The sequence below is a fragment of the Acidobacteriota bacterium genome (assembly GCA_040754075.1).
Classification (GTDB): domain Bacteria; phylum Acidobacteriota; class Blastocatellia; order UBA7656; family UBA7656; genus JBFMDH01.
In genome coordinates, this window is sequence record JBFMDH010000033.1 from 31,040 (window position 1) to 46,293 (window position 15,254).

12 protein-coding genes are annotated in these 15,254 nt (G+C 51.1%); all 12 read left to right on the forward strand.

Annotation, left to right across the window (positions count from 1 at the left end):
- Positions 1-35: 35 nt before the first annotated feature.
- Entirely contained in the window at positions 36-749 is a 714-nt protein-coding gene (locus tag AB1757_25800; protein ID MEW6130475.1) for a hypothetical protein, read from the forward strand.
- Positions 750-774: 25 nt separating this feature from the next.
- The gene (locus AB1757_25805) at positions 775-1,818 is read left to right on the forward strand and encodes a TonB family protein (protein ID MEW6130476.1); all 1,044 of its coding nucleotides are present in this window, start codon (positions 775-777) and stop codon (positions 1,816-1,818) included.
- A 37-nt stretch (positions 1,819-1,855) separates the two neighbouring features.
- Positions 1,856-2,470, forward strand: coding sequence for a hypothetical protein (locus tag AB1757_25810; protein MEW6130477.1), 615 nt, complete (start codon positions 1,856-1,858; stop codon positions 2,468-2,470).
- Between the two features lie 108 nt (positions 2,471-2,578).
- Positions 2,579-4,108: a DASS family sodium-coupled anion symporter gene (locus tag AB1757_25815; GenBank protein MEW6130478.1), complete on the forward strand. Its 1,530-nt coding sequence runs from the start codon at positions 2,579-2,581 to the stop codon at positions 4,106-4,108.
- Between the two features lie 239 nt (positions 4,109-4,347).
- A complete protein-coding gene (locus AB1757_25820) occupies positions 4,348-5,994 on the forward strand; it encodes a hypothetical protein (GenBank protein MEW6130479.1) in 1,647 nt (548 codons plus the stop codon).
- A gap of 187 nt (positions 5,995-6,181) precedes the next feature.
- On the forward strand, positions 6,182-8,404 hold the full coding sequence (locus AB1757_25825; protein MEW6130480.1) for a transglycosylase SLT domain-containing protein: 2,223 nt from the start codon (positions 6,182-6,184) through the stop codon (positions 8,402-8,404).
- A 168-nt stretch (positions 8,405-8,572) separates the two neighbouring features.
- Entirely contained in the window at positions 8,573-9,481 is a 909-nt protein-coding gene (locus AB1757_25830; GenBank protein ID MEW6130481.1) for a tetratricopeptide repeat protein, read from the forward strand.
- A 341-nt stretch (positions 9,482-9,822) separates the two neighbouring features.
- On the forward strand, positions 9,823-10,707 hold the full coding sequence (locus AB1757_25835) for a hypothetical protein (protein ID MEW6130482.1): 885 nt from the start codon (positions 9,823-9,825) through the stop codon (positions 10,705-10,707).
- Positions 10,708-10,755: 48 nt separating this feature from the next.
- Positions 10,756-11,031, forward strand: a complete 276-nt coding sequence (locus AB1757_25840) for a hypothetical protein (GenBank protein MEW6130483.1) — start codon at positions 10,756-10,758, stop codon at positions 11,029-11,031.
- A 108-nt stretch (positions 11,032-11,139) separates the two neighbouring features.
- Positions 11,140-11,229 carry a K(+)-transporting ATPase subunit F gene (gene kdpF / locus AB1757_25845; protein MEW6130484.1) on the forward strand — a complete coding sequence of 30 codons (90 nt, stop codon included), beginning with the start codon at positions 11,140-11,142 and terminating at the stop codon, positions 11,227-11,229.
- Positions 11,230-11,241: 12 nt separating this feature from the next.
- Positions 11,242-13,032: a potassium-transporting ATPase subunit KdpA gene (kdpA, locus tag AB1757_25850; protein ID MEW6130485.1), complete on the forward strand. Its 1,791-nt coding sequence runs from the start codon at positions 11,242-11,244 to the stop codon at positions 13,030-13,032.
- A gap of 67 nt (positions 13,033-13,099) precedes the next feature.
- On the forward strand, positions 13,100-15,226 hold the full coding sequence (kdpB, locus tag AB1757_25855) for a potassium-transporting ATPase subunit KdpB (GenBank protein ID MEW6130486.1): 2,127 nt from the start codon (positions 13,100-13,102) through the stop codon (positions 15,224-15,226).
- Positions 15,227-15,254: the final 28 nt, after the last annotated feature.

The following is a 15,254-nucleotide window of genomic DNA, read 5'->3' on the forward strand; positions in this document are numbered from 1 at the left end:
TGACAATATTTTTAAAAATTCAGGGAGGATAAATTATGAACGCTGCGCATAAGGTGAAAATTTTTGGCGTCATCGCTTTACTTGGTCTGTTTATTTTGAGCGTCCCGGCGCAATGGGACAAAAAACCTTACACCGAATGGTCTGAGAAAGACGCCACCAAACTATTAAATGATTCGCCCTGGGGACAGACGCAAACCGCAACCGATACATCGGGTATGACCGGGGTTGCCCGCGCCGATTCATCGCAAAGTCGCATTTCGGATGTCACGCAGGTTCAATATCGCATTCGTCTTTTTTCATCCAAACCGATTCGTCAGGCAATCAGCCGAACCATTGAATTACAGTTAAAAGATAAACTCACCGATGATATGAAAGGGCGATTGAAAGCACTCGCCAGCGCAGATTTTCCCGATTACGTGGTAGTCACAGTGGTTTGTGAATCGCCCACAGCCAACAGCAAAATCCAGGAAGCGACCGCCGCTTTGTACAAATTTGCAACCGCCGATTTGAAGAATAATACTTACCTCTTAACCAAAGGCGGCAATCGGGTTTTCTTGCAGGAATATCAAGCGCCGCGAAACGACGGGTTTGGCGCGCGGTTTATCTTCCCGCGACTGGTTAATGGTGAAGCCTATGTCACCGCAAATAGCGGCGAGTTGTTATTCCATTCGGAACTTCCCAAACTCGTTGAATTGAATATGCGCTTCAAAGTGAAAGAGATGATGTTCGGCGGAAAGCTTGAGTATTGATACATTCACAGACCGGGAGAAAGCTATGAATAAAATCGCAATCATTCTCCTTTTTGCCTTTGCGTTTTTCATCTCAGGCAATCCTCAAACAGCGGCTTCACAAAATGAACCGGGGAAAACCGCACAAGACTCACCCGCATTGCAGGAAGCGCACAAACTGAGCGCACAGGCAATCAAATTTTATAACGCAGGCAAATTTGATGACGCTGTCCCTTTAGCAAAACGCGCGCTTGAGTTGAGAAAACAGGCATTAGGAGATAAGGATAAACTGGTCGCTGATGCTTATAACAATCTCGGCGCAATTTACAAAGGCAAGAATGCTTACCGCGATGCGGAAACAGCGTTCAAAAAAGCGTTGGAGATTTACGAAGCGACCTTGGGCAAAGATAGCCCGCAACTCCTGTTTACGATTAACCATCTTGCCTGGATGGTTTATGCCAATGGAGACAGCATTGGGGCTGAAGGGCTTTTTAAGCGTTCGTTGACCATCAGCGAAAAAGCTATAGGGAAAGAGAGTGCCGTCATTCAATCGCTTTATAATTTGGCAGAGTTTCATCAACGAACCGGACGGTATGAATCCGCTGTCTCTTATTACAAACGCGCCATAGAGGTATTGGAGAAAATCGCCGGGCCTGAAAATAAAGAGATTGCCGATGTCGCAGAAAAATGCGGTTGTGTGTTGAATATCAGTAAAAAAGGAGCGGAAGCAATCGCGTTTTATGCGCGCGCCAGAATGATACGCGGGAAAGGCAACGCCAGCGGGTCAGCAACCGCTGAAGGAGCGAAGATAGGCAGTAATTTAGGTAATCTCATCGCCGGGAAAGCAACCTATCGGGAAGAACCAATATATCCGGCTGCGGCTAAACAGGCACGCCTTTCCGGTTCGGTCATTATTGAAGTAACCATCAACGAAGACGGAAAAGTGATTCAATCCCGTGTTCTCTGTGGGCATGATATATTTGCCTGGGCTGCTGAAGAAGCGGCTCGCAAATGGCGCTTTGCGCCGACCTTACTGAGCGGAAATCCTGTAAAGGTCATTGGCACGATAACTTTCAATTTTAATATCTAGCGAAAGCAGCTTTTCTAAAAATCAGATGGAGAAAATCATGAAGTTAAAATTTTTGTTGAGTGTGGCAATCATCATTTTTACGGCGACCGTAGTAAACGCGCAAAAGCATGAAATTGCGTTCACTTCCGGCGGGTTAAAAGTCGGCGAACGCGGATTCAATCTGCCGCAACCCGGCATTTTAAAATTCAAAACCGGCTTTACCTATCAATTCAATTACGCCCAGCGCCTGGTCGATGCCAAAATCGCTTCGCTGTACTGGGAAATTCCGGTTGCCGTAACCCCGAAAACCAAAGTCAGCGGAACCAACGCGCTGTCGCCGAGCAGCTATTCATCGCTCTTTATTTCGCCGGGACTCAAACTCAAACTTTTTCCAGTCGGCAAATTTTCGCCCTACGCCGCGCTGGGGTTTAATGTGTCGCGGTTTAATCAAGGCTCGCGGCTTCTCAACAATCAACCGAATCCCAATGAGTCTTCGGAAACCAGCGCCGGACTCACGATTGCCGGGGGCGTCGATATCAAGGTGATTTCCAAATTGAGCATTCGCGGCGAAGTGCGCGATTTTTACGCCGAGGTGCCGCCGCTCAACATCAATGCCTTGCGTTCGCGTCAACACAATGCGCTGATTTCCGCAGGCTTCGTGGTGCGGTTTTAATCATCATTCATTATTCTGCAAAAAGTCAGGCAAATCGATTTTTTTGATTTGCCAAGTTGGCGTTTCCCTGATTGACTTACACCTGATTTTTTCGCGGAGAAAACCATCTTGCTCGACAATAACATTGCAACGGGAGTTCCGCTTCCCCAACTCACGCCCGCCGAGGAACGCTTTGAAGCGATTCGGCAAAAACTCGGCTACATCATCGCGCCTTTGTTATTTATCACGTTGCTGCTGATTCCGATGCCCGGACTCAAACCCGAAGCCCATCGTCTGGCAGCGATTATGGCGGCAATCATCACGCTGTGGATTACCGAAGCTTTGCCGATGCCGGTGACGGCGCTGCTTGGCGCAACCGCCTGTGTGGTGCTGCGTGTGGCTCCCGCCAAAGAGGTCTTTGCGCCGTTTGCCGACCCGTTGATGTTTCTCTTCATCGGTTCATTCATCATTGCCCGGGCGATTTTTCTGCATCATCTCGACCGCAGGTTGGCTTTCGGGGTGCTCTCCATCAAAGCGGTTGGCGCGCGTCCGGCGCGCATTCTCTTTGCCTTCGGCGCAGTCACGGCGTTTATTTCCGCGTGGATTTCCAATACCGCAACCACTGCGATGATGTTTGCGATTGGCATGTCCATCCTCGCTTTCCTGTTTGAAAAAGGCAAAGAGACCGGCAAGGAGTTAAGTTACCGCTATGCCACAGGCTTGATGCTGATGACTTCGTTTTCCGCATCAATCGGCGGACTTGCGACTCCCATCGGCACGCCGCCCAATGTCATCGGTCTTGGGTTTATCAAACAACTGCTCGGCATCGAATTCCCGTTTTTCAAATGGATGACCATTGGTGCGCCTGTCGTTACTGTGCTTTTTCTGTTTCTCTTTTTTTACTTGAATAAATTGTGCAAAGCCGGAGTCAAAGAGATTGACGGCAGTGTCGAGTTGATTACCCGCGAAAAAGAGAAACTCGGCGCGTGGACGACCGGGCAAAAATCCACGCTGACGGCTTTTTGTGTCACCGTGGTGTTGTGGGTAGTGCCGGGGTTGATTGCGCTGTTTGCCGGCGATTCGAGCAATACTTATAAATTCATCAACGGCAGTGTGCCCGAAGCGGTTGCGGCGCTCACCGGCGCAGTCCTGCTCTTTTTCTTACCGGGAAACGCTGGCGAAAGAGCCATCAACTGGCATCAGGCAGTGGAAATTGACTGGGGCGTGGTCTTGCTTTACGGCGGCGGGTTTGCGCTTGGCGTGCTGTCGTTTCAGACCGGGCTTGCCGAAGCGGTCGGCAAAGGGTTGACGGGAATGCTGCCGATTAGCGGAAATTTCGGCTTGCTCGTGGCTTCAACGGTCATCGCGGTTATCGTTTCGGAAACCACCTCGAACACGGCGTCGGCGAACATGGTGGTGCCGGTGGTGATTGCCATTGCCAAAGCCGCAGGCAGCGACCCGCTGGAACCGGCTCTGGGAGCCACTTTCGGGGCAAGCCTCGGATTTATGCTGCCGGTTTCGACGCCCTGCAATGCGATTGTTTACGGTTCGGGCTATATACCGCTCGGCAAAATGGTGCGCTACGGCATCTTGCTTGATGTTGTGGGAACCGTCGTGATTATCGCGCTGGTCAAATTTCTGGTTCCTTTTTTGCGCTAAATAATCAAGGTTTAACTGTTTTTTTAATCGCCATTACCCTTTTGCCGACGGATTTGACCGCCCGGATTGAAGGCGCGATCATCATTTATCGTCGCAAACGACTTTTCATTCCCTGAATTTGTGAGTTATGAATTATTGACAAGCAAAAAGTGCTGCGGGATAATCGGGCGAGCGAGAAGGAATCTGGCCCTCTTTATTTCCCGCAAACCCTTGAGAGTAATTTTTAGGAGGCAATCAAAGTGGAAAACGAGCGTGAGAACAGACTCCGCCAGCAAATTGAAGAGCTTGTGCGCTCTCGCGTGGGCGTCTTAGAGCAAGATGTCAGCAGTTTGCAAAGGGAATTCAATGATGCGTTCACCAGACTTTTGGAACGCACGGACGCGGCTGCCAATCTATCGGATAACGACCCACTCATCGGACAAATCACCGCCGAAATTACTGCGCAAATCGATCAGGCGAGCACCTCAAGCGTCAAACTCGGCGCTGACCTTGCGCTCCTGCGCGATTCGGTTGTCGAACTCGACCAGCAGCGCAATCAAGCCGAAGTCCTAAACACCCTGGTAGCGCGGGCTGCCAATTTTGCGCCGCGTGTGGTGTTGTTTGTCGTCAAAGGCACCAATGCGCTGGCATGGGCTGCCAGAGGCTTCGATGATTCGGTGGGCAACAGTTCGATTCGTGGACTATCGGTTGCCCTGCAATCCGATACCGCTTTGCGGGCTGCCGTAACCGCTTCGCAAACCTGTTATGGCGCGCCCGATCAGCAAGCTGAAAACCACTTGATTTTCGGCAGGCTCGGCAATGTTCAGCCGCAGCGGGTTCTCGTTGTTCCTTTGAAAGTGCGCGGGAAATCCGCCGCCGTCTTCTATGCAGACTCCGCAGATCGCGGCGAATCGGCGGTTAATGTCGAAGCCATCGAATTGCTGGTCAGCACCGCAGGGTTAGTTGTTGAACTCGTGTCACTGAGATCAAGACTCGGTGAAGTCGCGCAACCCGCTGCGCAGCAGCCAACCGCTGCGCCGGTGGTCAGAACCCCGACAGCGGAAATCAAGCAGGAACCCGCACCGGTCGCAACCCCTGCGCCACCACCAAGCGCCGTCTCAGCGCCGGAACCGCAACCCGAAGCCGTCACTCCTTCAGCGCCGGAACCGGTCGCGCCGCCAGCCGCCGAAGTAAAAGTCGAAGAAGCGCCACAACCGGCAAGCAGTTGGTCAGCGCCAAGCGCACCGGAACCGCAACAACCTTCCTGGGCAAGCGAACCGGAACCGCAACCGCCCGCGTGGGCGAGCGAACCTGCACCGGAACCATCCTGGGCAAATGCGCCGCCGCAACCGGAACCGTCATGGACGACCCCGGAACCGCAGCCAACCGCTTTTGAATTTTCTACAGGACAGCCGGAAACCTACACCCAACCGGCAAGTGAATCGTTCTACACCCCATCGGAGCCGCAAACTTTTGCGCCGCCCGCGAGTTTTACAGAACCGGCGTATGCTGAAACCGCGCCTGCCGAAACCCAAGGTTTTGAATTTACTTCTGCGCCGGTTGCGCCGGAACCGCCGCCGCCTGCGCCGGTCGTTGCCGCGCCGCCGGTGGCAGCCAGTGAAGAAGAAGAAAAGCAGCATAATGACGCGCGCCGCTTTGCGCGTTTGTTGGTGAGCGAAATCAAACTTTATAACGAGCACAAAGTTACCGAAGGCAGAGTCAACAAAGACCTTTATGACCGCTTGAAAGACGATATTGACCGCAGCCGTCAGATGTACGAAAAACGTGTCGCGCCGACGGTGTCGTCAAAATTCGATTATTTCTATGATGAACTGGTCAACACGCTTGCCGAAGGCGACCCCAATAAACTCGGTTCGGATTACCCGCGACCTTCGGTTGCCATGTAATGCGATTTCTCATCCTCACCGTTTAACATTGGAAAATAGCCCGAATTTACGGGCTATTTTCACTTTCCGGTTAAAATTTTTCTGCACCGCGTAGAAAGTTCTTGTTTCCGGTAAACCAATTCGCGGATAATTCGCATCAGCCCTTTACAAGCATCCGCAGCAATTTGAATGGAGTTAGCCCAAATTTATGTCGCAGTTCAAAATTAAAAATCTCATCAACCGTCGCCTGATTTCTTTTACTTTGCAAAGCCTGCTGGCTTTTGTTTGCGCGGTCACGCCGATGACCGCTTCTTGTCAGCGCGCCGGCAATCCCGAACAGGCGATGCAGGCGCTGGGCGAGTTGCTTGAAAGCAAAGCCGGTAAACCGAGTTCGACCGATTTAGCGCAAATCGAATCGCGCTATCCGCAAACCCGCGCCGCCTCGCTGGCGCGTTTCCTGCGCGGCTATCTCGCTTACACCTCGCAAAACTATTCGGCGGCGGTTGACGCTTTCGATGCGCGAGTCATCGGCGCAAACACTGCGCTTGGTGATTACACCTATTTCTTCCGCGCCGAAAGCGAAGCCGCGAGTGGCGCGCGCAAAGAAGCGCTGCGCGATTACACGCAACTCTTTACGAAAATTGCCGATTCATTGAAAGCCCGCGAAGCCAGACTTCGCGCAGCCGAAATGATGATTGGACTGAACGACGCGAAAGGCGCAATCAAAGAACTCACAGAAATGGTCGAAGCTAATGACGCCGAAGCGATATTCATTACCGGGCAAGCCTATGAAACGCTCAATCAAACCAACAAAGCTGCTGACCTCTATCGCGTCATCTATTACGATATTGCCGCAACCCCTGTAGCCAGCAAAGCCGAAGACCGCTTGAATGCGCTGGGACTCGCGCCGAAAACCAACCCTGCGGGATTTGATAGCGAGAAAAAACGCGCCGATAAATTTTTTGAAGCCCGGCAGTATTGGGATGCCGCTCAAGCTTATGAAAATCTGGTTAAGACTTACCCGGACGGCGAACGCCTTGATGAAGTGCAACTCCGTCGCGGCATCAGTCTCGTAGAAAGCAAACAACCCGCGCAAGCCGTTTTGCCTTTAACTAAAGTCACCAATCGCAACGCCGACCAGCAAGCCGACGCCTGGTTTTATCTGGCGCGGGCTTTGCGCTCATCAAATCGCGCGGGCGAATCGGCAGTCACGGTTGACCGCCTGATTACGCAATTCCCGAAATATCGTCGCAACCCTGAAGCCTTGAATGAAATGGCGAATTATCTGGATAAAGCCTCACGCGCGGCAGAAGCGGCAGCGGCAAAACGCAAACTCGTCGGTTTATTTTCTAAGAGTGAATTTGCCGCCGAAGCCTCTTATGAACTCGGCGCATATGCCTATCAACTGAAAAACTATGCCGAAGCGGCGCGCCTGCTCGAACAACACTTGATGAATTATCGCTACCCGGAAACCAAGTTCATCGGTGAAGCCTGTTTTCTTGTCGCCAAATCTCAGGAAAAACTCGGCAATCGCGCGCGCGCCCTGGCGTTTTATGAAATCGCCGCCCAACGTTATCAGTATGGTTATGACGGCATTATCTCGAACCGTCGGGCGGCGGCTATTCGCGCGGCGGGCGTTGGCAAAGCCGAGCAATCGGCGGACATTGACCGCATACGCCGCAATGCCACTTATGTTGAAACGCTTAAAGAAACCTCTGAAGATGCAGATGCCATTCGCATTGCGCGATTTGATGATTTAACCGCCATCTGGATTGATGAGTTGGGCTTGAAAGAGTTGAACAAGGCGCTGGAAAACGCCCCGACTTCGCCGCGACTCAATTTGCGACTTGCCGAACATTACGCAAAGCGCGGCGATAATTTTCAGGCGACGATTATTTTGCGGCGCGGCTACCCGGATATTTATTCATACAAAGATGGCGATATTCCCCAAGCCGCCTGGGAAATCATGTTCCCACTGTTCCACTGGGAAACCATCAAACAGGAAGCGCGACGTTATGGTATTGACCCGTACCTTGCCGCCGCTTTAATTCGACAAGAGAGCGTTTTCAATCCCAATGCAATTTCGCGGGTCGGCGCGCGCGGCTTGATGCAGTTGATGCCGGCAACCGGGCAATTGGTTTCCAAACAGCAAGGCAATGGTTCGATAACCGCAAACGACCTGCTCAATCCCGATCTCAATATTAAACTGGGAATGAATTATCTGGCGCAGATGATTGGCCAACTCGGACGTTTTGAATATGCGGCTGCCGGATACAACGCCGGCCCCGGTCGCGCCAAACGTTGGGTAGCCGAACGCGGGTCATTAGACATGGAAGACTGGATTGAATCGATTCCCTTCTCTGAAACACGCGGTTATGTCAAAAGCATTTTGCGATATGCTGCCAACTATCGCCGGTTTTATAAACAGTAATCAAGTCGCTATCGGAGTTGTCATATGTTAAAGGCTTTTCAAATAACCACAGAGACACCGAGACACCGGGAACAAGAAAGGGAGAAAGGGAGAGAGGGAGAAAGGGAAGTTTTGATTGCTTCCCTTCTCCCTTTCTCCCTTTCTCCCCTTCTTGTTGATGTCTCTGTGGTGAAAAAATTCTTCTTCAAAAGCATATTGGTTTATTGTTTACTCGCTCTATTTGTTTCTTCAACATTCGCGCAACGCAAATCGACAAGCGCGGCGCGCGCCGCAGGGTCGCTTACCGTAACTACAGGTCAACCGAAATCGGTCATCTTCATCAACGGTGTGCGCCACGGCGTCACCAATGAACAAGGGGTTGCCGAAATCAAGCGGGTGTGGGCAGGCGCGTTTACTGCGCGTGTGCGAAGCATCGGCTTTACCGATTGGACGGGCAGAGTCGTGATTGTCGCCAACAAAGCGAATACGTTGAAAGTCACGCAGAAACCGACGACCGATGAGGCATTGACTCATTATCAAAAAGGCGAAGATTTGCGCGATAGCGGTAAAAACGCCGATGCCATGAAAGAATTTCAACAGGCTGTCGCCTTGCGTCCGGTGTTTCCCGAAGCGCGCATTGCGATGGTGCGCTCAGCGATGGCTTTGCAGGATTATCAGGAAGCCGAAAAGCAGATTGAACTGGCGAAGAAAAATTATGGTCGCCCACACCCGGAAGCTTACGTGGTGCTTGGCAACCTGCGCCGCAATCAAGGGCTGGTTGATGAAGCCATCGCGGCTTACAAACGAGCGATCACCCTGGCGTTTGGCAAGTCTTTTGAAGCCCATATCGGTTTAGGCATTGCGCTTGATGAACAGGAAGATTTCGATGGCGCAATCAAAGCTTACCGCACAGGCATTATGCAGGACATGGAAACCGAGCCGATTCTCTATTATCAACTCGCAGAGATTTGTGAAAAAGCCGAGCGCACCAAAGAAGCCATCGAAGCTTATCAAAAATATATTCAACTCGACCCCGAAGGCGAATTCGCTTCTGCCGCCGAATCGGTCATCAAACAATTAAAAGAAGCCAAGCAGTAAATCCGGTTTGTGGCGTTGAATCATTAGAGCAGTTTGCGATTGAGTTTACTTTGAAGCGGTTGAATCAGAGTCTAAAGACCGCGCTTCAACCAACGACGCGGTCAAAGACCGCCTGGTCAACTCCCGTAAATCGGTTTGCAAAGTAAACCGTCTTGCAAACTGCAATAGCGGTTCAAATCTTTCCTGGCGTTTGCCCTGCCGCTCAAAGGCGGCTCTTTCTTATCCATTTTTTATACTTCCTTTATAACCTTTTTAGCTTCTCTTTATGCCTTTTTTATGCCTTTCCGAATATAGTCCTCTATGCCGAAACAGCAACTCAACCGAAGGCAAAGAGGACTTCCATGTTTCATAAAATCGTTATCTTCGGCTTTTATCTCTTCCTGACATTTTTATTGCTGTGGATCAGGAGTTTGATTTTTAAATCTGCCAAACCGAAAACAAATGCTCGATTGGTGGTTTTGCAGGATAAAAAGGTCAAGCGCCATCTCAGACTGGTAAAAAAATCCGTCAATCGCCAAATCAAGTTCGTAGCCGCAGGGATGTTTTTAATTTACCTGATGGCGCATCACGCTCAGGCGCAGCAAACCATTTTCAATGTGCCTTCGGGCGATGTGCTCGACAAAGGCAAGGTTTACAGTGAACTCGATGTCACCTTCAAACCCAACAAAGACCCGAATAATGTGGTTCAACGCTTTTCGTCATTCGTGCCGCGTGTAGTCATTGGCGTCGGGGGGCGCGTTGAAGTCGGGTTAAACATTACGGGCAATATTCAACCCGGCGATGACGCCACCACACTGGTTCCGGCAATCAAGTACAAACTCTACGATGGCGGCGCGAACGGTTGGGCATTCATCGTTGGCGATAATTTATTCATTCCGGTTCGCAATAAAACTTATGACCTGGGCAACTATGTCTATGGACAGCTCAGCAAAACGTTGAAAACTCAGACTCGATTGAGCGCAGGCGTTCATCATTTCAGTCCTGATGTTGTGCATCCGAAAAGCCGCGCCGGCGGACAATTCGCGATAGAGCAGCCGATAACCTCGAAATTCGGATTGGCTGCCGACTGGTTCACTCACAAAAGCGCGACCGGCTATATAACGGCAGGCGTCAATTTCAAACCCCATCCCAAAATAACCGGTTACGCTGCTTATTCACTGGGCAATGAGAATGTCCGTCGGGGCAATCATTTTTTCTATATGGCGATTGGCATCAATTTCAATTAGCGGAAGCCTCGGCAAGTTTTTTGAGGATGGGTGATGGAAAGGATGTGAATGCTGATGAAAGAAAAGCCCGATTACCTAAGCGTCAATGAATGGTTACGTCGTCTGAAAGAGGCGCAAAAACGGGCGGCTGTGAGGGAGTACGACAAGATGATTCACGCAAAAAATTTTGCAGCGACGTTTGGCGAAATCCGGCGAGCGCGAAAAATCAGCGCCAAACACATGCTAAAACGTCGGTGGCTGATTTTTCTCAGAGACCTCGATTATTTTATCGATTTCTGTATTGCCCGCTTCATTATGTGGCGCGCCATGCGGCGCAAAAATTAAGGAGTGCTTTCATGCTGGACATTATTTTCATCGCTTTAATTTTGCTTTTTTTCGCAGTGTCAATCTGGTACGCGCGTTTTTGCGAACGCGCATAATGAGGGTAAGGCTATGAATATCGAATACGCCATCAGTGCAGTAATCGCGGTAGGGTTGTTGATTTATCTGCTCTACGCCTTACTCAAACCTGAAAAGTTCTAACGAAGGTGAATGATGACCATCAATGGGCTATTACAATTTCTAATTTTTTTCCTGGCGCTGCTGGCGGTGACCAAACCGTTGGGCGTTTATATGGCGAGAGTCTTTTCCGGCGAATCCACTTTTCCAGGTAAAGTTTTTTTTCCTCTCGAACGGTTGATTTATCGGCTCTGTCGGATTGACGAAAAGCGTGAACAAAGCTGGGTGACCTACACCGTCGCCATGCTGCTCTTTAACCTTGCAGGCTTGTTGCTCACCTACCTGATTCAACGCCTGCAATATTATCTGCCGTTGAATCCGCAAGGACTCTCAGGGGTTCCGGCAGACCTCGCCTTCAACACGGCTGTGAGTTTTACGACCAACACCAACTGGCAAGCTTATGGCGGCGAATCGACCATGAGCTACTTCACACAGATGGCGGGGCTTGCTTTTCATAATTTTGTTTCGGCAGCGACAGGCATTGTCCTCGCCATCGCCTTTGTTCGCGGCATCGCCAGACGTGAAGCCCGGACGCTCGGTAATTTCTGGGTAGATGTGACGCGCGCCACGCTTTACCTGCTGTTGCCGCTGTCGTTCATCGGCGCGCTGGTTTTTGTTTCGCAAGGTGTAGTGCAAAATTTCAGCCCTTACACTAAAGCCGCGCTTGTCGAACCACAACCAATCGAAAACCCAAACGAAGACGGCACCACTTCAAACGCAACCATCACCGAACAAACCATCGCGCAGGGACCGGTGGCTTCGCAGGAAGCCATCAAACAAATTGGCACCAACGGCGGCGGATTTTTTAATGCCAATGCCGCGCATCCTTTTGAAAACCCAACACCGCTATCGAACTTCTTTTCGATGTTTGCGATATTCGCGATTCCTGCGGGACTCACTTACACGCTTGGACGCCTGACCGGCAATCAAAAACATGGTTGGGCGGTGTTTGCGGCGATGGCGATTTTATTTGTTGTGGGGTTCTTTGTCACTTATCACTTCGAGGCGCAAGGCAATCCGATTTTCAGTCAACACAACATCACACAAGCGACGGTTGAACAAAGCGGCGTCGAACAAGCGGGCGGCAATATGGAAGGCAAAGAGGTGCGGTTCGGGATTATGAATTCGGCGCTCTATGCTACGGCAACTACTGATGCGTCATGCGGCGCGGTCAATTCCATGCACGATTCCTACACCCCGCTTGGCGGCATGATGCCGCTGGTCAATATTATGCTCGGTGAAGTGATTTTTGGCGGCGTCGGCGCGGGACTCTACGGCATTCTGGTGATGGTCGTGCTTACGGTGTTTATCGCGGGACTGATGGTCGGGCGCACGCCGGAATATCTCGGTAAAAAAATCGAAGCCAAAGATGTGAAGATGGCGATGCTCTATACGTTGGTCTTTGCGCTATCCATCCTGGCGTTTTCGGCGTGGGCAAGTGTTGCGTCTTATGGGGCATCGACAATCAACAATGCGGGCCCGCACGGACTTTCGGAAATCGTTTACGCCTATTCGTCAGCGACCGGTAATAACGGTTCGGCATTTGCAGGCATCACGGTCAACACGTTCTGGTACAACACGACATTGGGACTGGCAATGTTGATTGGGCGATTTTTGATGATTATTCCGATGATGGCAATTGCCGGAAATCTGGCAGCCAAAAAAATCACGCCTTCATCGGCGGGGAGTTTTCCGGTTCATACACCGCTGTTCGTTTCTCTGCTGATTGGTGTGATTATCATCGTCGGCGCATTGACCTTTTTCCCGATGCTATCGCTTGGTCCCATCGTCGAACACTTCCTGATGCATGGAGGAACCACATTTTGATTGCGGATTGCGGGAGAGGCTCAAGCCTGCTGCGGCTTTCAATCCGCAATCCGCAATTGGAGGAGTTATGTCAGACAAAGCACAAAAAAGACCTTTATTCGACCCGGCGATTGTTAAACGGGCAATCAAGGATTCATTCATCAAATTGAATCCCAAGTTAGTAGCCAAAAATCCTGTGATGTTCGTTGTTGAAATCGGCAGCATTCTGACGACCGTTTTGATTATTCGCGACATTGCTGTCGGCAATACCGCCAATCTTTTGTTTACCATTCAAGTCGCCTTGTGGTTGTGGTTCACCGTGCTGTTTGCCAATTTCGCCGAAGCGATGGCAGAAGGGCGCGGCAAAGCACAGGCGGATACCTTGCGCAAAGCCAAGACCGAAACTATCGCTCACCGCATTGTCAAAGATGTAAGTGATGGCGGCATCAATGATATTCAAACCGAAGCCGTGCCCGCGCCTAAGTTGAAAAAAGGTGATCTGGTTTTGGTTCGCGCCGGTGAGTTTATTCCCGGCGATGGCGAAGTCGTTGAAGGCGTCGCCTCCGTCGATGAATCGGCAATCACAGGGGAAAGCGCGCCGGTCATTCGCGAATCGGGCGGCGACCGTTCATCGGTCACCGGTGGCACTCGTGTGCTGTCGGACTGGATAAAAATCCGCATCACTTCAAATCCCGGCGAAACTTTTCTCGACCGCATGATTGCGCTTGTCGAAGGCGCAGAGCGACAAAAAACCCCGAATGAAATTGCCTTAAACATTCTGCTCGCGGGATTGACGATTATTTTTATCTTAGCGGTCGTCACCCTTTTGCCTTATGCGATTTATAGTGTCGATCAATCGAACGCCGCAGGAATTTTTAAACCCGCCGAGCCGCCAACCATCACCGTGTTGGTTGCCTTGTTAGTTTGCCTGATACCGACGACTATCGGCGGCTTGCTTTCAGCAATCGGTATCGCGGGAATGGACAGAGTCATTCAACACAATGTGCTGGCAATGTCCGGGCGTGCCGTCGAAGCTGCGGGCGATGTGAATACCTTATTGCTCGATAAAACCGGAACCATTACGCTCGGCAATCGTCAGGCTACGGAATTCATCCCGGTGCCGGGCGTTAATGAACAACAACTGGCAGACGCCGCGCAACTTTCGAGCCTTTCGGATGAGACCCCCGAAGGTCGGTCAATCGTGGTGCTGGCAAAAACCAAATATGGTTTGCGAGGTCGCGAGCTTGCCGCGCACGAAGCCGAGTTTATTCCCTTCACCGCGCAGACGCGCATGTCGGGCGTCGATTTCGATGGTCGTTCGATTCGCAAAGGCGCGGCAGATACCGTGAGCGCCTTTGTTAAAGAAAAAGGCGGCAACATCCCTGCGGAACTTCAGCAAGTCATTGAACGCATCGCCAGCGCCGGAGGTACGCCGCTCGTGGTTGCCGATAATCATCGCGCCCTCGGCGTCATTTATCTGAAAGACATTGTCAAAGGCGGTATGCGCGAACGTTTTGAACAACTCAGAAAAATGGGCATTAAAACCATTATGATTACCGGCGATAATCCGCTCACTGCCGCAGCCATTGCCCGCGAAGCCGGGGTTGATGATTTTCTTGCCGAAGCCAAACCGCAAGACAAAATGGATTTAATCAAACGCGAACAGGCGGCAGGCAAACTCGTCGCAATGACCGGCGATGGCACCAATGACGCGCCCGCGCTGGCGCAATCGGATGTTGGCGTGGCGATGAATTCAGGGACGATGGCAGCAAAAGAAGCGGGCAACATGGTTGACCTCGATTCCAACCCGACGAAGTTGATTGAAATCGTTGAGATTGGCAAACAGTTATTGATGACGCGCGGCGCGCTCACGACCTTTTCGATTGCCAATGATGTAGCGAAATATTTTGCGATTATCCCGGCGATGTTTTCGACGCTTTATGCGTTGACGGGCGCAAAAGCGGGACCGCTGGCGGCGCTCAATATCATGAAATTGGCAACCCCGGAATCGGCAATTTTATCGGCGGTGATTTTCAACGCGCTGATTATCATTGCCCTGGTGCCGCTGGCGCTCAAAGGCATCAAGTATCGTCCGCTCGGCGCAGCGGCAGTTTTAAGACGCAATCTGTTAATTTATGGCGCGGGCGGCATCGTCATTCCGTTTATCGGCATTAAATTGATTGATTTGATTATCACGGCGATTGGCTTGGCTTAAAAAGAAACGATGAAGTATGAACGATGAA

Bases quoted from the DNA above. Each gene is read 5' to 3' on its own strand.
- AB1757_25805 (MEW6130476.1), top strand. From the start codon at position 775: ATGAATAAAATCGCAATCATTCTCCTTTTTGCCTTTGCGTTTTTCATC.
- kdpB (MEW6130486.1), top strand. From the start codon at position 13,100: ATGTCAGACAAAGCACAAAAAAGACCTTTATTCGACCCGGCGATTGTT.
- AB1757_25835 (MEW6130482.1), top strand. From the start codon at position 9,823: ATGTTTCATAAAATCGTTATCTTCGGCTTTTATCTCTTCCTGACATTT.
- AB1757_25800 (MEW6130475.1), top strand. From the start codon at position 36: ATGAACGCTGCGCATAAGGTGAAAATTTTTGGCGTCATCGCTTTACTT.
- AB1757_25825 (MEW6130480.1), top strand. From the start codon at position 6,182: ATGTCGCAGTTCAAAATTAAAAATCTCATCAACCGTCGCCTGATTTCT.
- kdpF (MEW6130484.1), top strand. From the start codon at position 11,140: ATGAATATCGAATACGCCATCAGTGCAGTAATCGCGGTAGGGTTGTTG.
- AB1757_25840 (MEW6130483.1), top strand. From the start codon at position 10,756: ATGCTGATGAAAGAAAAGCCCGATTACCTAAGCGTCAATGAATGGTTA.
- AB1757_25810 (MEW6130477.1), top strand. From the start codon at position 1,856: ATGAAGTTAAAATTTTTGTTGAGTGTGGCAATCATCATTTTTACGGCG.
- kdpA (MEW6130485.1), top strand. From the start codon at position 11,242: ATGACCATCAATGGGCTATTACAATTTCTAATTTTTTTCCTGGCGCTG.